The organism is Desulfofundulus sp. JL263-se (genome assembly GCF_056316025.1).
On sequence record NZ_CM149993.1, the window covers coordinates 1,390,484 to 1,415,693 of the forward strand.

General features: G+C 44.3%; 21 protein-coding genes, 1 pseudogene and 1 CRISPR repeat array. Of the genes and pseudogenes, 17 read left to right on the forward strand and 5 right to left on the reverse strand.

The window, feature by feature from the left end; genetic code table 11:
* The first annotated feature begins 35 nt into the window (after positions 1-35).
* A complete protein-coding gene (yfcE, locus tag ACX4JR_RS07040) occupies positions 36-602 on the forward strand; it encodes a phosphodiesterase (RefSeq protein WP_476060306.1) in 567 nt (188 codons plus the stop codon).
* 106 nt (positions 603-708) lie between these two features.
* Here yfcE and rpmB read toward each other — a convergent pair whose 3' ends face one another.
* A complete protein-coding gene (rpmB, locus tag ACX4JR_RS07045; RefSeq protein WP_476060307.1) occupies positions 709-900 on the reverse strand; it encodes a 50S ribosomal protein L28 in 192 nt (63 codons plus the stop codon).
* A gap of 84 nt (positions 901-984) precedes the next feature.
* On the opposite strand from rpmB, the gene recG reads away from it, so the two are divergent.
* Together recG and ACX4JR_RS07055 are read left to right on the forward strand one after the other, a co-directional pair.
* Complete coding sequence (gene recG, locus ACX4JR_RS07050) at positions 985-3,075, forward strand: ATP-dependent DNA helicase RecG (RefSeq protein ID WP_476060308.1); 2,091 nt, start codon at positions 985-987, stop codon at positions 3,073-3,075.
* 168 nt (positions 3,076-3,243) lie between these two features.
* Entirely contained in the window at positions 3,244-3,501 is a 258-nt protein-coding gene (locus tag ACX4JR_RS07055; protein WP_476060309.1) for a small, acid-soluble spore protein, alpha/beta type, read from the forward strand.
* A 135-nt stretch (positions 3,502-3,636) separates the two neighbouring features.
* Here the strand turns inward: ACX4JR_RS07055 and gpr are convergent, their stop codons facing one another.
* Positions 3,637-4,605 (reverse strand): GPR endopeptidase, encoded by a 969-nt coding sequence (gene gpr, locus ACX4JR_RS07060; protein WP_476060310.1) that lies wholly within the window; start codon positions 4,603-4,605, stop codon positions 3,637-3,639.
* Between the two features lie 163 nt (positions 4,606-4,768).
* On the opposite strand from gpr, the gene rsmD reads away from it, so the two are divergent.
* The 3 genes from rsmD to ACX4JR_RS07075 are packed head-to-tail and all read left to right on the forward strand — an operon-like array spanning position 4,769 to position 6,304.
* Positions 4,769-5,353, forward strand: coding sequence for a 16S rRNA (guanine(966)-N(2))-methyltransferase RsmD (gene rsmD, locus ACX4JR_RS07065; protein ID WP_476060311.1), 585 nt, complete (start codon positions 4,769-4,771; stop codon positions 5,351-5,353).
* On the forward strand, positions 5,344-5,826 hold the full coding sequence (gene coaD, locus ACX4JR_RS07070; RefSeq protein ID WP_476060312.1) for a pantetheine-phosphate adenylyltransferase: 483 nt from the start codon (positions 5,344-5,346) through the stop codon (positions 5,824-5,826). Before rsmD ends, coaD begins: the two co-directional genes overlap by 10 nt.
* Positions 5,827-5,845: 19 nt before the next feature.
* Positions 5,846-6,304 (forward strand): ATPase, encoded by a 459-nt coding sequence (locus ACX4JR_RS07075; protein ID WP_476060313.1) that lies wholly within the window; start codon positions 5,846-5,848, stop codon positions 6,302-6,304.
* An 8-nt stretch (positions 6,305-6,312) separates the two neighbouring features.
* On the opposite strand, the gene ACX4JR_RS07080 is transcribed toward ACX4JR_RS07075, so the two are convergent.
* Complete coding sequence (locus tag ACX4JR_RS07080; RefSeq protein WP_476060314.1) at positions 6,313-7,362, reverse strand: phosphotransacetylase family protein; 1,050 nt, start codon at positions 7,360-7,362, stop codon at positions 6,313-6,315.
* 10 nt (positions 7,363-7,372) lie between these two features.
* Positions 7,373-9,475, reverse strand: a complete 2,103-nt coding sequence (gene acs, locus ACX4JR_RS07085) for an acetate--CoA ligase alpha subunit (RefSeq protein WP_476060315.1) — start codon at positions 9,473-9,475, stop codon at positions 7,373-7,375.
* Between the two features lie 312 nt (positions 9,476-9,787).
* Between acs and ACX4JR_RS07090 the strand changes: the two genes are divergently transcribed.
* The 11 genes from ACX4JR_RS07090 to ACX4JR_RS07140 all read left to right on the forward strand — a co-directional run bounded on the left by ACX4JR_RS07090 (position 9,788) and on the right by ACX4JR_RS07140 (position 23,585).
* Positions 9,788-10,513 (forward strand): CRISPR-associated endoribonuclease Cas6, encoded by a 726-nt coding sequence (locus ACX4JR_RS07090; protein ID WP_476060316.1) that lies wholly within the window; start codon positions 9,788-9,790, stop codon positions 10,511-10,513.
* A gap of 74 nt (positions 10,514-10,587) precedes the next feature.
* Entirely contained in the window at positions 10,588-11,946 is a 1,359-nt protein-coding gene (gene cas8a1, locus ACX4JR_RS07095) for a type I-B CRISPR-associated protein Cas8b1/Cst1 (protein ID WP_476060492.1), read from the forward strand.
* 20 nt (positions 11,947-11,966) lie between these two features.
* Positions 11,967-13,091, forward strand: a complete 1,125-nt coding sequence (gene cas7i / locus ACX4JR_RS07100) for a type I-B CRISPR-associated protein Cas7/Cst2/DevR (protein ID WP_476060317.1) — start codon at positions 11,967-11,969, stop codon at positions 13,089-13,091.
* Positions 13,092-13,103: 12 nt separating this feature from the next.
* On the forward strand, positions 13,104-13,976 hold the full coding sequence (gene cas5b, locus ACX4JR_RS07105; RefSeq protein ID WP_476060493.1) for a type I-B CRISPR-associated protein Cas5b: 873 nt from the start codon (positions 13,104-13,106) through the stop codon (positions 13,974-13,976).
* On the forward strand, positions 13,966-16,695 hold the full coding sequence (gene cas3 / locus ACX4JR_RS07110; RefSeq protein ID WP_476060318.1) for a CRISPR-associated helicase Cas3': 2,730 nt from the start codon (positions 13,966-13,968) through the stop codon (positions 16,693-16,695). The genes cas5b and cas3 overlap by 11 nt, the downstream gene beginning before the upstream one ends.
* The gene (gene cas4 / locus ACX4JR_RS07115) at positions 16,688-17,221 is read left to right on the forward strand and encodes a CRISPR-associated protein Cas4 (RefSeq protein ID WP_476060319.1); all 534 of its coding nucleotides are present in this window, start codon (positions 16,688-16,690) and stop codon (positions 17,219-17,221) included. The genes cas3 and cas4 overlap by 8 nt, the downstream gene beginning before the upstream one ends.
* A 13-nt stretch (positions 17,222-17,234) precedes the next feature.
* Positions 17,235-18,203, forward strand: coding sequence for a type I-B CRISPR-associated endonuclease Cas1b (gene cas1b, locus ACX4JR_RS07120; RefSeq protein WP_476060320.1), 969 nt, complete (start codon positions 17,235-17,237; stop codon positions 18,201-18,203).
* Positions 18,204-18,213: 10 nt separating this feature from the next.
* Entirely contained in the window at positions 18,214-18,486 is a 273-nt protein-coding gene (cas2, locus tag ACX4JR_RS07125; RefSeq protein ID WP_476060494.1) for a CRISPR-associated endonuclease Cas2, read from the forward strand.
* Positions 18,487-18,579: 93 nt separating this feature from the next.
* Positions 18,580-20,628: a CRISPR direct-repeat array (repeat unit 29 nt; unit sequence GTAACCATCGTCCGTAGAGGAATTTGAAC).
* A gap of 175 nt (positions 20,629-20,803) precedes the next feature.
* Entirely contained in the window at positions 20,804-22,195 is a 1,392-nt protein-coding gene (gene istA, locus ACX4JR_RS07130; protein ID WP_476060321.1) for an IS21 family transposase, read from the forward strand.
* Between the two features lie 94 nt (positions 22,196-22,289).
* Positions 22,290-23,048: an IS21-like element helper ATPase IstB gene (gene istB / locus ACX4JR_RS07135; protein ID WP_476058518.1), complete on the forward strand. Its 759-nt coding sequence runs from the start codon at positions 22,290-22,292 to the stop codon at positions 23,046-23,048.
* 288 nt (positions 23,049-23,336) lie between these two features.
* A complete protein-coding gene (locus ACX4JR_RS07140; RefSeq protein ID WP_476060495.1) occupies positions 23,337-23,585 on the forward strand; it encodes a PIN domain-containing protein in 249 nt (82 codons plus the stop codon).
* A 410-nt stretch (positions 23,586-23,995) separates the two neighbouring features.
* Here the strand turns inward: ACX4JR_RS07140 and ACX4JR_RS07145 are convergent.
* Positions 23,996-25,205 (reverse strand): annotated as a pseudogene (locus ACX4JR_RS07145) (IS110 family RNA-guided transposase).
* Positions 25,206-25,210: the final 5 nt, after the last annotated feature.

A 25,210-nucleotide genomic window follows, 5' to 3' on the forward strand; every position in this document is an offset into this window, starting at 1 on the left:
AAAATCATAGAGGCAGTTTTTGGAGGGGTTGGTTTATGGGATATAATCAACTTTGCCTGGGTATTATCAGTGATACCCATGGTGGTGCCAAAGTCTGTGAGCACGTTTGGAATACATATTTTAAAAATGTTAGCTTGGTACTGCACGCAGGGGACGTACTTTACCATGGTCCGCGCAATCCTCTGCCGGAAGGATACAATCCGCAGGCTTTGGCCGAATTGTTCAATTCAAGCAAGGCGCCCATATTGTTTGCCCGGGGGAATTGTGACGCTGATGTTGATCAACTTCTTTTAAATTTTCCCCTCCAAACACCATATCTTTTTACCCAATTGGGGAGCTGCCGTATAATGGTGCATCACGGTACCGGTCTAGATAGACAGCAAATGCTCGAAATGGCAAGACGGTATAGGGTGAACCTTTTCATTTCGGGACACACCCATGAGAGGGTATTGGAAAAAAGTGATTCTGTTATATTTTTAAATCCCGGCAGCCCTTCCTTGCCAAAAGGGGATGGAATTCCAAGCGTGGCTTTATTTGAAAATGGGCGTATCAAGATTATAGATGCTTATAAAGGGGCGATTTTGGCTGAAGAGACCCTGTGAATGGCGAAAGCCGGTAGTTTCTTAAAACATACCGGCTTTCAGGCGGGAATATTTCAGGCGGGAATATAAAAAACGGCTTAAAGCCGTTTTTTAAACTTTAATGACTTTATATGGCTCTTTGAACTTTGCCGCTGCGCAGGCAACGGGTGCAAACCAGAATCCTTTTCGGCGAGCCGTTTACAATGGCTTTTACCCTTTGAAGATTGGGAGCCCACTTACGCTTGGTGCGAATGTTAGAGTGGCTGACTTTCATTCCGGTTTGTACACCTTTCCCACAAATTGTGCATCTCCTGGCCATTATTAAGCACCTCCTTTAAACACACTTTATAATTTACCAAAATAACACTTAGAGTGCAAGCAAATTAAGTCAATTTACTTTCAGGTGATTCTTTTGGGTAAAAAAAGCGTTCGAGATAAGCCAATACAATTTTTAAAAAAGGTTGGTCCCCGCCGGGCCAAACTTATGGCCAAACTTGGTATTTATACCCTTGGAGACCTTTTTTATCACTTTCCGCGGGAATATGAGGACCGCAGTAATTTTCAGCCGGCTTCCCGGTTCCAACATAATACCATTGCCACTGTAAAGGGAACAGTAATAGGGTTTCAGGATTTAAAGCTCCGTAGAAATTTGACTATAACCAAGGTGGGTATTCATGACGGGACAGGAATTTTTTACGCCGTATGGTTTAATCAATCTTATATTACCAAGCAGTTACGCCCCGGCAGCGGCATTATAGTGACCGGTAAAATGGATAAATCTTTTGGTGTACCGCAGGTACAGGTAAGTGACTTTGAAATTCTTTCCGGGGATGAACATAAATTAATACATTTTGGCCGTATTGTTCCCGTTTATCCCTTAACGGGGAAATTAGGTCAACGCACAATGCGTCAAATTATATACAGTGCCCTGGAAGAATGGTTAACTGATATCAATGAATTTCTACCCCCCTACCTGCTGGAAAAATATCATTTCCCAGGCATTCGGGAGGCCATAAAAAATATCCACTTTCCCAGAACCAAGGAAGACGCCGGTAAAGCTCGCAGGCGTTTCATATTTGAAGAACTTTTTATACTACAATTGGGACTGGCCCTTAGAAGACAAAAAAACACCTTACGCAAAAAGGGACATAAATATTCTTCTCAGTCCAAACTTACCGGCGAATTTCTTCGACAGCTGCCTTTTGAGCTCACCGGGGCACAAAAGCGGGTGTGGCAGGAAATATCCGGTGACATGGAGTCACCTTACCCCATGAATCGATTGCTTCAAGGCGATGTAGGTTCAGGAAAGACAATCATAAGCACCCTTGCCCTGTTAAAGGCTGCTGAAAGCGGCTTTCAGGGTGCGTTAATGGTGCCTACTGAAATACTGGCTGAACAGCATTATTTTAATTTAAGGGAATACATGGCCAAACTGGGGGTAAACATTGTTCTGGTTAGCGGGGGAATGACAAATAAAGAAAAAAGCAGGGTATTGGATGAAATTGCTTCCGGGCGTGCTCAAGCAGTGGTGGGAACTCACGCCATTATCCAGGAAGCAGTTCAATTTTCCCAATTATCTTTGGTTGTGGTGGATGAACAGCACAGGTTCGGCGTTCGGCAAAGGGCAATACTTCAATATAAGGGAATGAATCCCGATGTGCTGGTGATGACTGCCACTCCCATTCCCCGAACAATGGCCATGACCCTTTACGGGGATTTAGATATATCAGTGATTGACGAAATGCCACCCGGAAGGCAGTGTGTGCAAACTTATGCCGTTAAACCTTCTGCTATGGATAAAGTTTACGGCCTAGTACAAAAGGAAATTGAAGCCGGCCACCAGGTATACGTGGTTTGTCCATTGGTAGAAGAATCTGAGAAGGTTGATGTCCGGCCGGCGGTGGAAACAGCAGCTTATCTGCAAAATGAGGTTTTCCCTTGCTATAAAGTAGGGTTATTGCACGGGCGCATGGGTAGGGAAGAAAAGGAAAGGGTAATGACTTCTTTTAGGGAAGGGCACATTGATATTCTTGTTTCTACTTCGGTAATAGAGGTTGGGGTTGATGTACCCAATGCCACTGTAATGGTTGTGTTGGACGCTCACCGTTTTGGCTTGGCCCAACTTCACCAGTTGCGCGGCCGGGTAGGCCGGGGAATAAATCAGTCTTATTGTATTTTAGTGGCAGAACCGGGAACCGATGAGGCTAAGGAACGCTTGCGTGCCATGACCCTTACCACAGATGGCTTCCAATTGGCCGAAAAGGACCTGCAAATCCGCGGGCCAGGAGAATTTTTCGGAACCCGGCAGTCCGGCATGCCTGAGTTAAAAATTGCCGATTTAACTACTCATTTTCAAATAATGAATGTTGCCCGGAAAGAAGCACTGCGTCTGGTAGCTGATGACCCGGGTTTGGATAAGCCGGTTAATAAGGCACTTAAAACTGAGATTGAAAGGCGTATTGGCGATAAAGAAAATTATATTAATATAAGTTAATGGATTTAAAAAGAAGTGCAAGTGTTGCGCTTCTTTTTTTATGACGTTATTAAAAATTAAGCATAGTTAACCATAAATACCATTCCGGCGGGGTAAAATGTACCTTACATAAAGGTGCTCGACAAAAGTAATACTAAAATCAAGCTAACCAAAAAGGAGGTGAACACATTGGCGCAAGGCCAAAGGACCAACAGGAGATTGGTTCCGCAGGCCGCCCAAGCATTGGAGCAGTTTAAGTGGGAAACTGCCCAAGAGCTGGGTATCCAGATACCCCAGGGCGGATACATGGGTGACCTGCCTTCCCGGGTTAACGGCGCTATCGGCGGTAATATGGTTAGGAAAATGATTGCCGCTTACGAACAGAGCCTGGCCCAGGGGAATCAACCTCCTACTCCGCAGGTTACTAACCAACAGCCTACTCCTTAAAGCATATAGGTAACCGAGATAAGTAATAGGCTCCCTAATGGGTGGATCACTGGCCGTGTAGCTATAAATGTTACCGGTTTTGAACTTAAATGGTCCCCCATTAGGGATTTTCCATCCGCTTTAAGTTTTCTTAATTTAATGTAAATAATCGGCATAATCATCCGGGTTAACTCCCGGGTGCAGGGCCATGGAAATCCCTCCTGCAATTATTTTGGCCGTGTTATCTATTAATATATCCACTTCCTTAGGTGTAACCGTAAGATTACCGCCAAAAGGTTCCAATATTTTTTCAATAGTTTGCTGCACTTTAGGATCCGTTTGGCCCGGCTGCAAGAAATTTCCCGTTTGCTTCAGATAGGAGTCGAGGGCATCTTTACAGATGAAAGCTGCATTCACAACAGTTGGCACTCCAATTGCTATGACAGGACAGCCAAGGGTTTCCTGGTTTATGCCCATACGCTGGTTTCCTATTCCGGAGCCAGGGCTTATCCCGGTATCTGCCAGTTGAATGGTGGTGGCAATTCGCGAAACATTTCTAGCTGCCAGCGAATCTATTGCAATTACCAGTTCGGGCTTGATCCTGTCCACTACTCCTTTGATTATTTCAGCCGTTTCAATACCAGTAATGCCTAGTACCCCCGGAGCCAGTGCGCTTACCGGTCTCATACCTCCTTGCAGTTCTTGGGGGGCGTAATGGAAAAGATGCCGGGTTACCAGGCTCTGCCCGACAACCTTTGGTCCCAAGGCATCCGGAGTGGCATTCCAGTTACCCAGCCCAACTATCAATACATTTGCCTGCATGGAGATATTAAATAATTTTGTTAATTGCTTGCTGAGCACTTCAGCTACTTCTTTATGTGCCTTTTTATTGTTTTCTCGAATTACCGGTGCCTCGATGGTAATGTATTTTCCAACGGGCTTACCCATCATTGTTGCTGCCTGTTGGCTCATTATGGTAACAATTGTTACATTGGAATGATTGTATTTTTCAGTATCTACCCGGGCCCCGGGAATTTCCTGCCCAGTTTGCCCCCGGATTACTTCCCTTGCCTCTACGGCCAAATCAAGATTTAATCCCATGGATTTTAAAAAATCAATTTCCACTTATGCCACTCCTTCCTTGAACATAGGTTTACCATGAATTCAAAAATTATACTGATAAAAAAATTTAACTAAAAAATGAATAGATGTCAGATAAATCGATTTTTTGAATGTTATATGTTATAATAATTACACCTGGAATTGAAAGGAAGGACTTAATTTTAAATTGCGCGTTATATCTGGTTCTGCTAAAAAAACTAACTTAAAAGTGCCGGGCGGCAGAAAGGTTCGCCCTACTGCGGACCGTGTGAAAGAGGCATTGTTCAATATCCTTGGCCCGGTGGTAGTTGATGCTGAAATTTTGGATTTATATGCAGGCTCCGGAGCGCTCGGGATAGAAGCCCTCAGCCGGGGAGGAGCTCATTGTATTTTTGTCGAAAAAGATCGAAAGGTTATGGAAACTCTGAGGGAGAATCTCCGGATTACTAAACTTTTCCATAAGGCGGACCTGATTAATAATGATGTAAAAAGAGGCCTTAATATATTGGCCCGCAAAGGTACAAGCTTCGATATCATTTTCATGGATCCTCCTTATGGAAGGCAATTGGAATTAGCTACACTGAAAGAAATAACCCGTTTGAATTTAATTAAGACAGGCGGAGTGGTGGTTGTGGAAAGCCATAAGAACCAATCGCTCCCGGAGAAGGTTTCTTTTTTAAAGAAAAGCCGTTATGAAAAGTACGGAGATACAATTTTAACTTTTTACATAAAAACAAATGAGCAAAAAGAGGAGGAAATTTCTTGCGAGTAGCTGTCTACCCGGGAAGTTTTGATCCTGTAACTTTTGGCCATATTGACATTATCGAGCGTGCCGCCGTCCTGTTTGACCGCGTGATCGTAGCGGTATCGCGCAATCCTGGTAAAACCCCGGTGTTTTCTGTGGATGAAAGGGTGGAAATGTTACGGGAGGTTCTCAGGCCTTATTATAATGTTGAAGTTGATTCTTTTGACGGGCTAACTGTGAATTATGCTAAATCCCAGGGTGCTCAGGCTATTATAAGGGGCCTTAGGGCAATATCCGATTTTGAAAATGAATTAATGATGGCCCTGACCAATAAAAAATTAGAGGCTTCGATAGAAACCATTTTTTTAATGACCAGAGCTGAATATTCTTTCATCAGTTCCAGTGCGGTTAAAGAAATTGCATATTTTGGAGGTTGTATTCGGGATTTGGTACCTCCACTGGTGGAGGAAAAATTACGTGAAAAGTTAATATGCCCTTAAGTTACCTGGAGGGATAACGGTGGAGTTATTTAACATACTTAATGAACTGGAAGAATTAATTGAGACCAGTCCCAAGGTTCCCATGACCAACAGGATATTGGTGGATGAGGACCGGCTCTTGGATTTTTTGGACCGCATCCGCACTTCGCTTCCGGAAGAAATTCGCCAGGCGAAATGGATTGTCCAGGAAAGGGAAAGGGTCCTGGCCGATTCCAGGCAGGAGGCAATGCGTATTGTCCAAAACGCGGAAAAGGAATTGCAAAGCCGGGCGGAAGAGTCGGAGATAGTTAAAAAGGCGCAGGAGTTGTCTGAGCAATACCGGCAGCAAGCGCAGGAAATTGCAGCAAAAATTAAGCTGGGGGCTTACCAATACGCCGATGACATACTTAACGAGTTAGAAAATAATTTAACTAAAATCCTTGAAGAAGTCAGGCAGGGAAGAAATGAATTAAACCAGGTAAAAGAGAGAGCGGGCTAGTCCCGCCCTCATTCTTTTATAGCATCCACTATAGATTTCCAGTCACAATATTTTTCAACATTTTCTTGGGCTAATTTAATACTCAATTTATCATGGGGCTTAATATGCCTGGATACTTCATTAATTTTTTCAATTGTTGTATAGGTATCGTAATGGACTAAAATAACGGGCACTTCCTTTTCGGCAGCACGGGACACAACTTTAACGTCGGGATAAAGCCCTCCGGTGAGAATCAGTACTGATGTACTGGTTTCCAATGCGGCCAGGGCTAAATCAGACCTGTCGCCACCGGTGATAATCGCCTTATTAGGTGAGCGTCTTAAATATCCCAGGGCACTGTCCAAAGTCATGGCACCAATAATAACATCCTCAACCAGCCGGTTCATGTGCTCTTCACCAGTGAGAATTTCCCCGCCAAGTACTTCATGGTATTCGGCAACGGTAGGAGAGGCTATACCAGCGCGGACAGGTATAATTCCAAGAGTTTTAAGGCCCCTTTCTTCCAGAATTGATTTGTATACCCCTTCAGTTTTGGCAAGCAGAGGTCTTGGCACATTATTAAAGACATTGCCGACCGCAGTTAAGCCTTTTTTAATAAAGTACTTGTTATAGAAAATGATTTGGTCAAGGCTGAAGTCATTTTCTATGCGAATCATAAATAAAGCAACTGCATTTAATTTTTCTGCCAGAGTAGCTGAGTCCAGCCCAAAGGAAGCCAATATGTAAGGATTACCGGTTCCCCCGATAATGACCACGTCATTACCTGAAGCTACTTTCTCATAAGAGGACATTATATTATCCATGGATTCCTTTTTCTTATAGCTTGAAAGGTACGAAGGACCAGCTGTGCAGGGAACTATTACATCCAGCGGCTGTTCAATATTTAATATCCGCTGCATCAATAAAGCATCCTCGTCTTCCCTGGCAATGCCCAAAGTGCTGCCAACCGGTTTGAAGTAAGAAACCCGATACCCTTCTTCCTGCAATTTTAAGGCCAGGCCGACGGCCATGGCGGTTTTACCGCTGCCGCTGGTGCCTAAAATATAAATGTTTTTCACCAGAAACACCTCACGATATAGTTATTTTAATATCCAGGGCTGATGCCTCGTCTGGATAGGCAAACACCGGGTTAATGTCCATTTCTGTAATCTCCGGGAAATCCAGTACCAGGCGCCCTACCTGGCCAATAAGATTTATTAGGGCATTTAAATCCACCGGCTTTTCCCCCCGGTATCCCCGAAGTAGGGTGTATGCCTTGGTTTCAGTTATCATGGTCTCTATCTCTTTCCTGTTAAGGCCACGGGCCAGTCTAAAGCTTACGTCTTTAAGCAGGTTAACGTAAATGCCGCCCAATCCGAAGGCAATCAGCGGGCCGAATTGCACATCCTTGGTCATTCCTACTATTAGTTCCACGCCTTTGGACATCATTTTCTGAACTTCCACACCGTGAATCACTACCTCAGGTAGATACCTTTGGACGATTTCAATTATTTCTATAAATCCCCTGTGCACTTCTTCGGCATTTTTCAAGTTTATTTTTATCCCTCCTACATCCGTTTTGTGAATAATTTTAGGTGAAGCAATCTTTAAAACAACAGGGTATCCCATTGTTTCGGCCACGGATACCGCTTCAGCCGGGCTATTGGCCAGTTTTATCGGAGCGGTGGGAATTCCGTATGCCTCTGTTATTTGTGCTGCTTCACTACCCAATAATACCAGCCTTCCGTCACGTTTTACCGCTTCAAAAATTTCTTTTACTTTCTGCTTGTCCACCGGTATTGTGGAACGGTTCGGAGGATCTTCAACTCTCTCTCGTAAAGTGGCGTAACGGCTCATGCCGGCAAGGGCGTGAATGGCAGGCTCCGGGAAGGTAAAACAGGGAATACCTTCTTGTTTTAACAGGCTGGCGCCCTCTTCAAGCATTTCGCCGCCCATATAAGCTGCAAATACGGGTTTTCGGGGGTATTTGCGGTGAACATTTATTACCTCCCGGGCGGTATTGACGGGGTCGGTAACGGCAGTGGGGCATACCAGCACCACTGCACTGTTAACACCGCTGTCCCCGAGAACTTTTTCCAGTGAAAACCGGTAACGGTCGGCCTTGGCATCTCCCAAGACGTCAACTGGATTATAAATGCTGGCCTCAGCCGGCAGTTTTTTTCTAAGTTCGGAAATGGTTTCCCTGGTAAACCTGGCCATTGTAAGGCCTGCATTTTCAATGGTATCGGTGGCGACAATTCCCGGCCCGCCTGCATTTGTAACTACGGCAACTTTCTTTGCGGCGGGAATAGGCTGCCGGGAAAAGGCTATGGCCAAATCAAATAATTCCGGCATGCTGTGAGCCCGTATAACACCGCATTGTTTAAAAGCAGTTTCATACGCTATGTCGCTGCCGGCAAGGGCCCCGGTGTGGGATGAAGCCGCCCTGGCCCCTGACGGGCTGGTACCTGATTTTAGAATTATTACCGGTTTTTTCTTGCTGGCCTCTGACGCCGCATCTAAGAAGTGTTCCCCATTAGCCACATCTTCAATATAGCACAGAATGACCTTAGTGTTGGGATCACTGGCAGCACTTTCAATGAAGTGAGATTCGGTAAGGTCGGCTTTATTTCCTAAACTTATTACTTTACTAAATCCCAGCCCGATAGATTTACTCCAGTCAAGGATTGCCACCAGCATGGCGCCGCTTTGAGATATAAAGGCAATCTTGCCCTTTTCGGGATAGACCCCGGAAAAGGAGGCGTTAATCCTTGAATGGGTATCCATTATTCCAACACAGTTGGGCCCTAAAAGTCGCATGCCATATGTGTGACAGGTGGAAACAAGTGCCTTTTCCAGCTCCATTCCCTGCTGCCCTATCTCCTTAAACCCTGCGGAAATTACCACAAGGTGTTTAACACCCTTCTTTCCGCACTCTTCGGCCAGCTTAATGGTATGTTTTGCCGGGATGGCTACTACTGCCAGGTCCACGTTGTCATCAATATCGCTTACGGACGGGTAACACTTTAAGCCTTCAATTTCGGTCTCTTTGGGGTTAACCGGGAATATTTTCCCGGCAAAACCACTTTGAATCATATTTTTGACTATGGCATTACCAATTTTCCCGGGTTTTTTTGAGGCGCCCACTATAGCCACCCCTTGTGGCTGAAAAAAATTACCCAGCTCAACCATATTTATTCACCTTCCGGTCGGTTCGAATTAAATAAAAAAAGATATTATTAAGTTATCCAGGCATTAAAACGCAAATGCATTAAGGGTAAAATTTTTGGTGAAAAAACCGGAAGGTGTTGTTAATTAAAGGTTGTTAAAGCCACTGTCAATTGGTAAAAAAAGATAAAAGCTGCAAAAAAATGCAGGAAGTATGGGATTAGTGGCGAAATGTTCAAAACACCTGTAATTTGTTCCTTGGGTTGCAGCCGTTAAAGAGGGGGGTGAATTGGTGAGGCTCAAAAATTGCTTTTAAAGTGGGGTGGTAGTTTGCGAGTGAATATTATTCTTGCACCCGGGGAAATGAAACGACATGTTGTATTTCCGCTTGATTTTCGACGGCATTTTATCTCTCTGATCAAGAGTATGCTGGAGAATTCGCCGCTGTTTAACCGTTTTAAACAGGAAAGACCCGGCTACAGTCCCTATGTATTTTCAGTAAATTTTCAGAAGATCGTAGATATTGATACGAGGACGCAGCAGATGTGTGTGAGGCCGCCTGTATACCTTTTGTTTTCTACCGGAATATATGAAGTTATGACAGCGCTGTGTAACGGCGCAATAAGTTTGAAAGGGCAGGATACCATTCTGGGGTTAAAGCTCCGCCATATCAACTTTCTACCTTTGAAAGAGATTAACTTTTCCCCACAGGTCTTTAAAATTCGGGGACACGCAGTACTGCGCGGGCGCAATGGTTATGTAGATGCGGCTGAAAGCACAATAGAAGATTTGGAAGAAGCCATAAATACCCATCTTCTAAAACAACATGAGTTCCTTCGGCAGGAGTACGGGCAGAGTTTGAGACCCAGGATTAGGAAGATAAAGGTTATACCTTCCGCATCCAGCTATCACAAAGGTGTGTGTAGCCATTACGGCGGCAGGCTGACTACCCTGCAGGGTAGTATTGCACTGGATGGGCCTGCCGACAGCCTGCAGTTTTTATATAACTTCGGTCTGGGTGTGCGTACTGGCCAGGGCTTCGGCCTACTGGAGGTGAGATAGCAGCCGTGACAAAAAATGTGACCATATATCCTTCCACCTGGTATTACAATGCCTGCATCCAGGGTTTTTTGGAAGTGCTGGAATGGGGGCTGGGTGAGGATGCGATCAGAAGCTTTCTTCATGATGACGATGGCACGGTAAAGATACCAGGAGATCTCATGGAAGCAGTATTCAGCACACGGGATGTGGCTATGCCTGCAAAATATTCCTGCAAAAAAGAAGTACCAGATGAGGTCAAGAATTTAAAGCGGATAGTCTGGTGGTGGGTTGAAAAGAGTTACGAAATGAGATTTGTTCGTAAAGAAGACCGGAATAAAGAAATAAATGTAAGTGAACGACCATTAACAGTAATGGGCAATCTTTTTCATTTTTCTAACGGGTTATATCCTAACATTATTAATCCAAATTTGGCAGCAGAAAAAAAAGTAGAGCTACTAAGTAATTTATTTACAAGAAACTTACCAACAAAAAATCATTTAAACTGCAGTTTTTGCACGGAAAAGTTTAGCATTGATATACAGGATAGTCTTTATGAAAGCTTTTTCACTAGATCAATATCGATAAACTTAGGAAGCGCACCTAATAAAGTCCCAAATTATTTTTGGAACAACCAACCCAATTTACCAGTATGCCAGCAATGCCGTTCGTACTTTCTTTGCTTTCACTTTGTTCGCCAGAAAAAATATTTCATAAACTCTGATTCTCTAAAAGTGAACTGGCACTTGAACCGCCTGGTTTGGAAAGAAACTAGTAGCGAAGGTTCTTACCAGAAAGCCCTGCTTACTGCCATTCCTTACAATCATCAACTGAGAAGCGCTGTAGGAAGCTGGGGTCTTCAAAACATGGAAGTAATATCTTTCGGAAGGGATAAAATTGACTACTACCCGTTGTCTGGCAGGCTGGCAGAGCTTTTCTTAATTCCAACAATTGCTTCTCTTTTAGGTAAGCTAAACTATAAAAAAGTATGGGAAGCTGTATTGCAGGAAAAATTTGAGTATTTGCTTGCCATAATACACAAATTGCTATATGTTGGCCTCGCTGGTAAAAACTGGAACGAAGATCCTAAAGGTAAAGACGATATAAAAACGGTTTTTAATCTTATTAAGCTTTTTTATGAAACAAAAAAATACTTGCTAAGGAAAGGAGGCACTTTTGTGGACAAGTTTAACTTGGAGAAAATCCGTCAAGCTGCCAAAGAAAGTCCCTTTTCTTTAAGTGACAACTCAAAGAAAAATCTTATTTTTCGTCTGCTGGAACTAACAAGGCTTAACAAAAAATCTGAAGTTTACCATTTGCTGATGAGAACTTATGTAGCAAACGATAAGCCTTTTCCCCACAGTTTAGCACAGCTTTTCCAAGCAAGCGATGATGAAATATTTAAGTCCGGTATTTATGCCTACATATCAGGTCTGAACCCTTCTGAAGATAATTAACAGAAAGGAGTTGTTTAAGTATGAAAGCCAAGGGTTTTACAGCTACTGTTGTTTTTGAAAGTTCTGCAGTTAACAGGGACGAAAAGCTGGGCGAAAATATTACTTCAATAAAGAAACTATCCCGTTTTGACGGAACGTATTCATTTATGAGCAGGGCCTTTATACGGCATCATATGTTCAGCACATTAAATCAGCTTTTTGATTGGAAGCCTGCACCGGTTAAGTTAAGTAAGGAAAATGAAGATAACGAAAACAAAAAAGGCAAAAAAAATGTCATACAATTTTCTTTTCCTGATGGGAATATTATTTCTTATCCTGAACTTGACCTGTTCGGTTTTATGACTACTAGTCCCTATTCAGTTACCAGAAAAGCTCCCCTCGGTATCACAAAGGCCATTTCCCTTGAACCGTGGCAGGGTGATATGGCCTTTTATGCTAACCATGAGATGGTCAGGCGAGCTCGGGAGCAGGGGCTTAGCTGGGAAGAGAATAAAGAAGAAAAGAAACCCAACCCTAATCCTTTTTCTAAAGAAGAGCACCATTCATATTACCAGGTTTCCTTTACTCTAGATTTAACACGCGTTGGTTTGCACGATTTATATTTAAAAAAACTTCCAAAAGAACTGGAAACATGGATTAATAATTTTCCAGAAGTTTCAGTTAAAGATGTGAGTGACATGATCATGTGGAAGGAAAAGGCAGAAGATTTTAAATGGCACAAAATTGAGAATAATGGAGAGCTTCTGGGTTTTGTGGGAATAAAAGAAGAAAATGCTTTGGTTCGTTTTCTTCTGTCTTATGAAGAATACAGAAAGCGTATCAAACAGGTTCTAACAGTAATAAAAGACGGTTTAACTATGCATTCCAGTACAGAAAATTACGGTGTTAATCCTGTATTTGTTGTGGCAGCAGCTCTTAAGGTTCCGGTTCCGGTTTTCAATTCTGCTATAAAGACCAAAAACGAGGGCATCGATGCTGTGCCTATAAACAAATCTGCCGAGAACAGTTATATCATTAAAAGCTGGTATTGGAACAATAATACACTCCCGCTTATAGGAACTTTAAGTGATAAATTAAACGAATGGGCTGGAATTGAAGAAATTCTTAAAAGCGCTGGTTTAGAGACCCCAAAACAACGGTGGTGATAGCTTTTGAAAATGTTAAGGCTAAAATTTTCTGCACCGAGTGCCCATTTCCGTGTAGCGCAAAGCAGTAATCCAAGAAAAACCTATCCGCTTCCGCCATATTCCACTGCCATAGGATTATTGGCAAATATACTGGGCGATTATGAAAAAATTAAACAGATGCTAAAAGATTCATTTGCGCTGGGAATTTTATCGCAATTTGAATCAATAACCAACGAATATACATGGTTGCGGAATTTTAATCCCGATGATCATAAAAAGCGCTTCGGTAGCATCGAAAATAGAACGTGGCAGGAAAATGTAGAACACCCCGGCGGGCAGAGCCCGGTTGTCGTGCAGGTGCTGAATGAAGTAAAAGTCTTTATATACCTTCATCACCCTGCTGCAGAGGTTACAAAATATCTACGGGAAAATATTGAGCTTCCTGAAAGGTGGTTCAGCCACCTCCACCTGGGGCGCTCCGAAGACTGGGCAGCGCCCTGCGGGGCCTGTCTGATTGATTTGAAATTGAGCAAAAAGTCTGAAGACTTTTGCAATGCGCGCCAGTATTACCAGTGGATGCCTGAACCTGAGAACGCTTTTATGTTGGACGAAACAGAAATAGAAAGAAACTATAGAAGATTGTATAAAAAGATGCAGGGGAACCTTTTTCTGGTGACTTCTCTTTACGCAAAAGAAAAGGTTAACTGGTTTGATGGGAAGCGAAAACAGGTTGCAACAATTCGAAATTTTGAACATATACCGGCCCGGCTGTGCAAAAACCAAGTTCCTTTGCTCGATGCGGTTACTTTTCCCCAGATTTACTGCGATCCGGAAATTAAAACCCCTGTGTATCTGGCTAGAATCGGTGTAAAAGAAGGGAGCGCGAGCAAATATGGCACCTGATATACTGGCCAAAAGTAACGGCACCACGCTAGACGAACACACTGACCATGTTCTGCAGTGCATAGAGGCTTTAAAAAAGACAAGCCAAGATGTTTTTCCTCAAGAATGGTGGAGGGCGCTAAGCTACGCTGCCCTGTTCCATGACGTGGGAAAGGTAAATCCCGTTTTTCAGGAAAAGTTAAAATCTCCCAGTTTCAGAAAATCCGAAGATATCCCCCACAGCCTTTTTTCACTGTTTTTTATAAAACCGGAATTTATCAATTTTTATAGTAATAATGAAGAACTAAAAAGCATTGTGCTTTCTGCAGTGGCTTTTCACCACTGGCGCGAATACTTTCCGGATTTGCTTTTGGGAAGCCGTAGTACGGATGTCAGCAGCCTGGCCAATAACATAATTGAAAACAAGTCCGAGTGGCACAAGTTGTCTGATAAACTTCACAGTTCTTTGAAAGAAGTTGCAAAAGAGTACGGTTTAAATCCAGAAGCTGTCGGTCTGAACGATTTGTATGTAGAATACCTCAGTTACAATGACCTTGGAACCGCCGGTCTTCTTCTGCCACCATATACAATGAAATTTCTACCGTCCAGGATAAAGGGGATATCTGGTGAAAAGGAGTCTTATGAGAAAATAAGGGTATTTATTGCCGGCAACCTCATTCGGGCAGATCATTTTGCTTCTTATGTTGAGGACAGCAACAACAAAGTAACACTGCAGGATATTGAGATCGCTGAACACCTTGATTTTTGCCTTTTAAGAAATGCCATGGAGAAAGAATTTGGGCCGGATTCCTTCTGGCAGGAAAAATTTTTTGAGCGAAAAAAAGACCTGCAGGGAGAAAATCTTATTCTTGTAGCTCCCACCGGAGCAGGAAAAACAGAATTTGCTTATCTCTGGGGAGCAGGAAAGAAAAATTTTATAGCCCTGCCGATGAGGGCCGCGGTTAACAATATCTGGGCCCGAACCCGAGAGTTTTTTGAAAAAATCAAGAAGGGAATGAAAGAAAAAGTTGCCCTCCTCCACGGAGATGCATCATTGGAAATGTATAGCCTATATAGAGGCACTGGTATTGAAAAAGATATTGATTTTGAAGGTGAGCTGAGACATTCTATTGAACTGGCACGCCATATGTCCAAACCGTATATAATATGCACTGCTGATCAGATTGCCCCTGCGGTTTTACGGTACCCTGGTTACGAAAGAGTTTTTGCTACTCTTATGAACAGCTGCCTGGTCATAGATGAAGTCCAGGCATATGACCCCCGGGCAGCAGCAATTGTTACTCACCTAATTCAGCAAACCATCTTTTTGGGCGGTAAAATTTTGCTTATGACGGCCACCCTGCCAGCTTTTATTAAGGAAGAGGTTAAAAAGCGGGCGAAAATTTCTAATAAACAGGTTATAAACCTGCTGGATGAGTCCGAGTTCAAAGAGTTGGCTGATTCGACGAGGCACAGGATAAGGTTGAGCATGCATGATGGTAGTTATGACCCTTTTATTCCTGAGATGATTGCAGCAGCTCAAAAAGGGAAAAAGGTGCTGGTAGTGCTTAATACGGTAAGAGCAGCATTGGAGGTATTTGAAAAGATTAAAAATATGGGCGGTGAAAACAGCAATTTTAGCACCGTACTACTGCATTCAAGATTTACGCAAGAGAGAAGAAAAGAGCTAGAAGAACAGGTATATCGTTACATGCCTAACCATAAGAAGCACAGCAAAACAGGCTGCATAGTGGTTTCCACACAGATAGTGGAGGCATCCCTTGACTTGGATGCAGATATATTATTTACGGATGCCGCTCCAGCAGACAGCCTGATTCAGCGGATGGGCCGGGTGTATAGAAGATATGCTCGCAGTAGTGGGAACAATGCTCCTTCCGATGTAAATGTTGTGATAATGATTCAGAAAGCGAAAAAGGATAGTGGCAAAGGGCTTGCCCTGGGAATTGGAACCATTAAGAGAGCAGGCAGCACTGCTGTATATGATTTTGATTTAACAATGCTCACTCTTATCATTCTTCTTGCAAAAGGAAGCGGGAAAATTAAAGAGATTTCTAAAGAAAACATTATAAATCTTTTTGAATATAAAGAATGGAAAAATTGTTTTTCTCCTGCAAAAGGAAGGAAACAAAAAAAAGAAAAACTTGTAATGTCCCTGGACAAACTGATCAAAAAGTACAGCAGAGAACTTATCGTTTCCGAAAGTGAAAAATTGCAGTGGGTGGATGCATGTTATCAGCTGCTTGATGAAGCGAGGAAAAAAGGAAAAGATTTTTCTGTTGATTTGGGTAATTATCTGGACATCTACTATGAAACTTTAGATGTTCTTGATAAAGGATATTGTTCGGATCGGAAAATAGATGCTCAAAATATATTCAGAGAAGTGAGAAATATAACTATAATACCTAAAAGCATGGAAGAAAACTTTTTAAAAGAAACGGCTGATTGGGTAAGGGAATGCTGCAATAACAGTAATATGAATTATTTGGAATTTGCCAATAGAATATTGCCCAAGTATACGGTAAATTGTCCATTGAGGAGAGAAATTACTCAAAAAGAAAATTTATTTCCTGTTGTAGATAGGATCGATAAAATCATTTCTCTTAACGGCGGCAGCAGTATTCCGGCCAGGGTTCAAAATAAACTTCGCCGTTGGTTGGCAGGTATTTACGTGGTTGACATTCCGTATGATAAAGAGAAAGGCTTGATATATAATGAATGATACTGCTGCGGTAGAATTAGAATGGATAAGAATAACGGGGATCCTTGTCTCCTACTATTTTATTTGCCGGCGCAAGCTATGGTTGCATGCAAAAGGTTTGAACCTGGAAAACGTCTCAGGCAATGCCGATGTTATTAAGGGTAGGATATTACATGAAACCCGGTTCAAGCGTGAAAGCAGCCGTGACTTTAATTTTGATAATGTTAAAATTGATTTTTTTAAGTATGGAGACCAGGTATATGTACACGAAGTGAAAAAAAGCAAAAAATTTGAGGAAGCACATATATGGCAGTTGAAATACTACATTTACACCCTCCAAAACCGGAGCGTAAATTGCTCTGCCGGCGTACTCCACTATCCTGCCAGCATGAGAAAAGTAGATATACAGTTTACAGAAGAAGATAGGGATTTGCTTGAACAAGCCTTGAATGATATACAGCATATTTTACAGGAAACCCATCCACCAGCAAGGCTAGATAAAAAATTTTGTAGAAAATGTTCATATTATGACTTTTGCTACGTATGATGGGGGAATTACGGTGAGCAGGACTTACTATCTGTTTTCCGCCGGGACGCTGAAAAGGAAAGACAATACCCTGGCTTTTGAAACCGATACTTCCCGTCGTATGATTCCTGTGGAAGATGTCGATCACATTTATTGCTTCTCTGAGCTTAACTTTAATACCAAATTACTGGATTTTCTGGGACGGAACCAAATATGCCTGCATTTTTTCGATTATTATGGCAATTACACCGGAAGTTTCATTCCCCGGGAGGCCCAGCTATCCGGGTATTTGGTAGTTCAACAGGTTGAACATTATCTTGATAAAGAGAAACGGCTGGTGCTTGCCCATGCCTTTGTCGAAGGGGCTGTACATAATATACGCCGCAACCTGGAGAAGCGAGAAGATAACGAAACCTGTCAAAAAATTGATACCTACAGGAAAGCATTAAAAAATACTACAACCATAGAGGATGTAATGAGTATAGAAGCACATACCCGCAAGCTGTACTACTCCCGGTGGGAAGATATTACAGGTTGGGAATTCGGAGGTCGCAGTAAAAGGCCTCCGGGAAATGCATTAAATGCGCTGATTTCTTTCGGTAATGCGATAACCTATACCACAATACTTAAAGAAATTCACCGTACGGCGTTAAATCCGACTATAAGTTTTTTGCATGAACCTTCTGAACGTAGATTTTCCCTTGCTCTTGATGTTGCCGAGGTTTTCAAACCTGTTTTTGTAGACAGGTTGATATTTAGATTAATCAACCTTAATATGTTGAACAAAAAGCATTTTGATACCCGGGTAAATTCATCATACCTGACAGAAGAAGGCAGAAAGATTTTTGTAGCCGAATTTGAGAAGATGATGGAGAAAACTATTTTGCATCGAAATTTAAAAAGGAAAATAAAATATAAAGGTTTGGTCCGCCTGGACTTGTATAAGTTGATTAAACATATTTTAAAAGAAGATATCTACACCCCTATGAAAGTGTGGTGGTAGTATAAGGGTTATACTTGTATACGATATTAATACTGAGGATAGGGAAGGTAGGAAACGGTTAGCTAGAATTATGAAGACCTGCCGAAAGTATTTGACGCATGTTCAAAAGTCGGTATTTGAAGGAGATTTATCAGAAGGGAAAGTGGCACTTTTAAAGAGGGATTTGAAATCTATCGTTGATAGGGAACGCGATTTTGTCATAATATATACTCTAAACGATGGGAGTAAGTTACAACGTGATATTATTACAGATACTCCTGACCCAACCGATAATTTTATATAACTTATGGACTACAAAAAGCAAAACTGGGAGTTTGACGCAAAAAGTAATTTTCCTATACAATCAATCCCAAGAGAATCCGATACTTTGACTGCTGTAACCATCGTCCGTAGAGGAATTTGAACTTGCCTCCAGAACGCCGCCAATGTCCTGGATGATGGGTAACCATCGTCCGTAGAGGAATTTGAACTTCTTCGGGCGTATACCCGCCAGCTTCCCGCTGACCCTCGTAACCATCGTCCGTAGAGGAATTTGAACAGGGAATTCCCCATGCCTTGGCTACGTCTTGGATTAGTAACCATCGTCCGTAGAGGAATTTGAACGCGGCTGACATACTCATCTAGGGCAGCCTGAACATCCGTAACCATCGTCCGTAGAGGAATTTGAACCCGTGTAGATATCATCAATATCCTCATGCCTATCATAGTAACCATCGTCCGTAGAGGAATTTGAACGTATAACTGTTTGACTGTAGCCTGCCCCGGCGTTAAGTAACCATCGTCCGTAGAGGAATTTGAACGCGCCAAATACCTGAGCAGTTACTCCCGCCTCAGCAGTAACCATCGTCCGTAGAGGAATTTGAACATTTATAAAACATAAATATCAACTCCTTTATTTCAGTAACCATCGTCCGTAGAGGAATTTGAACCCATTATTGCCCCAGTAACTATATGGCCTTGCAAGCGTAACCATCGTCCGTAGAGGAATTTGAACTTCTTTGGCGTTCCATGCAGAAGTAGTCTTTATCTCGTAACCATCGTCCGTAGAGGAATTTGAACGAACTATGATGACGCCCTACGTACCATGCGAGCCATGTAACCATCGTCCGTAGAGGAATTTGAACTTCTTGAAAAACTTTGTTTAACTTTGCTTCCAGCTCAGTAACCATCGTCCGTAGAGGAATTTGAACTCAATTAGAAGAACTGCAAGGCCGCGAGTTCTCGGAGTAACCATCGTCCGTAGAGGAATTTGAACATAACTTCGGACATCATTTCGGAAAGTTTCATATCGGGTAACCATCGTCCGTAGAGGAATTTGAACTTCTCAAAAAGGAGGGAATGGGGCGGGCCTCAGCTGGTAACCATCGTCCGTAGAGGAATTTGAACTCTTTTTAACCTCCAGAGCAGATAGGCGGTAATGGAGTAACCATCGTCCGTAGAGGAATTTGAACCTAAGAATAAGTGGTGAATTCCTAACTACAAAATTTGTAACCATCGTCCGTAGAGGAATTTGAACCAATTTCTTCCCTGCGCTCGGCTATAAAATTCCGCAGTAACCATCGTCCGTAGAGGAATTTGAACTTGAGAAGGGCGTGCCCTGCTGGCACTTGGGAGCGCGTAACCATCGTCCGTAGAGGAATTTGAACGGCTTTTTTGAATGAGTTTATCCCTGGGAAGGTAGGGTAACCATCGTCCGTAGAGGAATTTGAACCCCATACCAGCATGTCAGGGTCCCAAACCCCGTATAGTAACCATCGTCCGTAGAGGAATTTGAACCATTAAATCCAAAGGTTCAGGTGGGGGTGATACCGAGTAACCATCGTCCGTAGAGGAATTTGAACAGATGCTTGTTAATGCAGGGATAGGTAAGGTTGTTTTGTAACCATCGTCCATAGAGGAATTTGAACATCCTCCAGATCTGCCACCCTCTCTTCGAGCCTCGCGTAACCATCGTCCGTAGAGGAATTTGAACCTCAATGGTAGGGGTTGATGTTGTAAAACAGGAGCGTAACCATCGTCCGTAGAGGAATTTGAACCACCATAGTCCGCACATACGAGGACCTGGGTATTTCGTAACCATCGTCCGTAGAGGAATTTGAACGCACCTTGTTTGTAGGATTAAGATTTATTGTTTTAGGTAACCATCGTCCGTAGAGGAATTTGAACGCGTGAGCATGCGCAGCCCCGGTCTATCAGAATAATGTAACCATCGTCCGTAGAGGAATTTGAACCTAAAAATAAGTGGTGAGTTGCTCACTACAAAATTTGTAACCATCGTCCGTAGAGGAATTTGAACTAAAGCTATGCGATTGTTAGCGAAATTCATGCAGGAGTAACCATCGTCCGTAGAGGAATTTGAACGTACAGAAACTTTTTCGATAAGCCCCCAGGCGGTAGTAACCATCGTCCGTAGAGGAATTTGAACCAGCCGAAAAGGGTTATTTGAACTCCATTTTGCCCCGTAACTGTTTTTGGCATAATAAAACTACAGAAAACGGCAATAAAAAATACATAGCTAAACAAAGAGGGCATTGCCATCACGCTCCCGAATAAAACCTTCTGTCGGACTAAGACAGGAGGGATGACGAGAGGTGTTAGCAATGCCACAACAACAGTATATCAAATACCTCTACGAAAAAGAAGATTGCAGCATTGCCAAAATTAGCTCAAGAGTTGGAGTCAACTGGCGGACCGCTGCCAAGTATGCCAAAAAGGACGATTGGAACGAACCGTATAAGAAACAAAAGCGCTGCCGGCCGGTTATGGAACCTTACGCGGAAATCGTTGACATGTGGCTCATGGAAGACATGCTTAAACCACACAAGGAGCGCCGCACCGCGGCCGCCATTTATCGCCAGCTTAAAGCTGAACACGACTTTGAAGGCTCAGGGAGGACCGTGCGGCATTACGTTTCCCAGCGAAAGAAAGAGCTGCGGGCAGAACAGGAAGAAAAGTATTTGAAATTGGAACACCCACCGGGACGGGCCCAGGTGGACTTTGGGACGGTCCACGTGGTTTGGAATGGGGAATTAAAAGAAATCAAGTACCTTGCCTTTTCCTTTCCCTACAGCAATGCCGGCTTCTGCGTTCCGGTACCCAGCGAGAATACCCAGTGTTTTCTCCACGCCATGATCCAGGTTTTTGAAATGATTGGCGGTGTTCCCCAGCGCATTCGCTTTGACAACCTCCCGGCGGCCGTTGTTCGAATTGGTAAGGGGGAAGAACGGGAACTAACCGAAGCCTTCACCAGGTTCATGCTCCACTACCGGTTTGAGCCGGAATTCTGCAGCAGGGGCAAGGGCAACGAAAAGGGCAATGTGGAAAATAAGGTCGGTTACACCCGCCGCAACTGGCTGGTACCCTACCGGGAAATATCAAGCTTCGAACAACTAACCCGGGAACTTTACAAAAAAGCCCTGGAAGACCTGAACCGCACCCATTACGCCAAGGGCGTACCCATAGCAGAGCTTTGGGAAGAAGAGAAAAAGGCTCTTTTGCCCCTGCCCACGGTTCCCTTTGAAGCGGTGGAGATTGAAACCGCCCGGGTGGGCAAATACGGCAAGATCACCTGTCAGGGCGAAGTTTACAACATCCCTGGTGCCCGGATTGGGGATACGGTCCTGCTAAAGCTGTGGTGGGGCCGGGTAGAGATCCTGGACCGGAACCAGCAGTGCCTGGGCACTTTTCCCCGGGAGTACACCATGAAAACCAAGCCAATTGACTGGAGGGGATACTTCAGCATCTTTATCAAAAAGCCCAGGGGGGCAAGATACGCCACCATGTACCGTTTTCTTACCGAGCCGGTACGCAACTATCTGGAACAAGGGAACCCCTCAGCATACCGGGAGCGGCTTAAGTTCATCCATACCCTGCTGGAAGAGAAATTTCTGGGGCCCTTGAGAAAGCCCAAAGCCACCGGTGGGCAGACCAGGCCTTTATCCGGCATTTACTGTACCAGGCTGCCAACCCGGACAAGCCCCTTGAGCAATTAAACGAAAACTATACACTGGACAGCGTGCGGCAATATATGCCCCAGGTCAACGTCTATGACCTGCTGGTGCCCCGGAAGGAAGGGGGTGAAACCCCATGGCCGGAGCGTCTTTGAAAGAACAGTGTAAGGCCTTGAAACTTGCTCAAGTGCCCCGGATTTACCTGGACATCCCCTACAGTGACCGGGAACAGTACCTTACCGACCTGTTTAAGGTCGAGCTGGAGACGCGCTGGGCCAACAAAATCAAGCGCCTGGTCAAGAAAGCCGGCTTCCCTGTGCATAAGACCCTGGGTGATTTTGATTGGCAGCCGGTTACCCTGCCGGAGAATACCGCCATAACTGATCTTACGGACCTCAGCTTTATTAAACGCCGCGAAAACGTATTGGCTCTGGGGGCCGTGGGCACGGGAAAAACCCATCTGGCTATCGCCTTGGGAATCAAGGCTTGCACAGAAGGGAAAACGGTTTGCTTTTATCGCTGTCTTGACCTTGCAAACACCTTGTTGGAAAGCCACCGCCAGGGCCGTTTAGGCAAAGCAATGGATGCTTTGAAAAAAGCAGATCTTGTCATAATTGACGAGCTGGGGTTTGTGCCCCTGCACCGTGACGGGGTGGAACTGTTGTTTAATGTTGTGGCCCAGGCTTACGAGCGCCAGAGCATAATCGTTACCTCTAACTTGCAATTCGGCCAGTGGAATACAGTACTGGGTGACAACCGGCTTACGGCCGCCCTGATTGACCGGCTGGTCCACCATGCTCACATACTGGCCTTTGAAGGTGAAAGCTATCGCCTGCAAAAAGCGCTGTCGGCCATGCCGGAGGAAAGAAGCCAAACAAAAAACACTTTATCTTAACTAATTCGCGGGATTTAACCTTTTTCGAAGGGAGCGGCGGCCTTGACTGATTATTGGGTGCCGACGGGGCGGCTCCGGGGAATATGTCATTATAACTAACCCCGCCGGAATCACCATTGTACCACATGCGGGGACCCCGGCCGTCAAGGCTGCCCTTCGGCGCCGCCTGCTAACATGGATTTTAGCCTCAAAGGCTCTCCAAAGAATATATTTTAAATTGCGTGATGGCAACCAAACTGTGTATTTTTTAATTGTCAAATTCGTTATTTTATACTTGCCAAACAGATACTGGCAGAAGAAATTAGCGCAAAGGTAATCCTAACGGACGGCAAAAAAGCCAGAAGGATTGAAGTAGAAAGCGGATTAGAGGTCATCGGTACTCTTGGCCTGATAGTACAGCCCGTAGAAGAAGGCGTTTTGACAAAAGAAAAAGCGCTGGCAGTAATTGAGAAGCTGAGAGCGACAAACTTTCGCCTGTCGGAAGAAGTCATTGAGCGCGCCGTTAACTTGACTAAAGGGAGCAGGAAAACTCCATAAAGCAAAAAATTAAGAGAAGCAACGCCTGGTAATTGCCATCAGGCGTTTGTTGTTTTTACGTGGAAAGCAAGGCCAGGAAAATAACCTGGCCTTTAATTTTTTCTGTAATTTTTGCAGGGATTCCACAGGGTTATCGCCAAAATCTGCATGTATGTCAAATTTTATCCGTGAAAAATATGGCGAAAGGTGAAAATTCGTCTTTATGCGGGTGAGCTACTGCAGTTTTAGTGCTTCACGGAAGACCTTCTATGTCAATAGTGTAATCTAAAAATTTTTCACGGTTGGGCAGTACAAATGTTCGTGGTCTTTTAAAAGGACGGGCTTTACCCGTTCCGCCTAGCTATGGGGCGGATCAAAAACCCGCCCTCCTCGCTGGCGGCTTAAGAACTTTGAAAACCGAATATTCAACATTATGCTGCCCGATTATGATGCTTGGCGCGGGCTGCTATAAACGTGGCTTCGTCGTAGCAGGTACGGTTTTTCCACATGGCAAAGATGAGCCGCACCCAGATATTTGCCAAAGCCCGTAAAGCTTCATGATGGGTTTTGCCCTGGCTTCTCTTGGTATCGTAATATTCCCATGCCCAGGAAACCTGCCTGATACTCTGGAAGGCGAACAGGTGCATAGCTCGTCGGGAAGGTTTCACACAGGATTTGCGCTGCCTGGCAAAGCGGTACTTACCGCTTTGAAAAAGAACCGGCGAGGTACCTGCTAAAGCCTGGACCACGGCCGCATTTTCGTAACGTTCCCGGTCGTCCCCCCCACTCCGCCAGCAGTCTTGGCGCGAGCCGCCCGGCCGCCCCTGGCAGGCTAGCGAAGATCCTGCTGTCGGAGTGCTGCTGAAAAAGGCGGTTGATCTCCTTGTCGTAAGCAGCGATTTGCTCCCGGACCACTTCCAGCTGACTCACCAGGGCGAGCATTAAGCGGCCTTTTGCCCGCACGGTGGGAGCACTGGCCCGAAGCTGCGGCTCCTGCGCCTTCTGCCAGATGGAGACGGCCGTTTGATTGGGCCGGGGATGTTTATGACTCTTAAGAAAGGCGGCTATCTCCGGAACGGTAGCTTCCCTTACCAGATCCGGGGTAGGATAGCGCTTGTAAAACTCCAGGGCTACCGGCAGGGTTGGCTTCGAAAAGAAACCTAAAGCTACCGGGTAATATTCCTTCAAGCAAGCAATGAGCTTGTTGATCAGCCGGGTAGATTCCTGGATAAGGCTGTCCTGGTCCCGGGTGAGCATCTTTAGTTCCGCGATCAGTTCCGCATCTGGCTTAAGCCTCTTTAGCTGCGCCAGGTCGGAGCGGCCGATGTTGGCCAGCAGCCGGGCATCGATTGGGTCACTCTTCGCCCCGGAGGGCTTTCGCCGGTAGTCTACAACCTTCGGGTTGAGCGGGTAAACCGGAAAGCCGGCTTCCAACAGAAACTGCACCAGAAGACCGTTTTTGGTTTCGATCAGGCAGGCGAAGTTTTCCGGTTCGGGATCGATGCTCAAGAGCCTTTTCTTTAATAACTCCATGCCTTCCCTATTGTGAGGGATGGTGAAATACTTAAGTTCTTGACCCTTTTCATCGAGCACGGCTACGTCATGATGTAAGTCAGACCAGTCAATCCCTACAAAGTACATGTTAA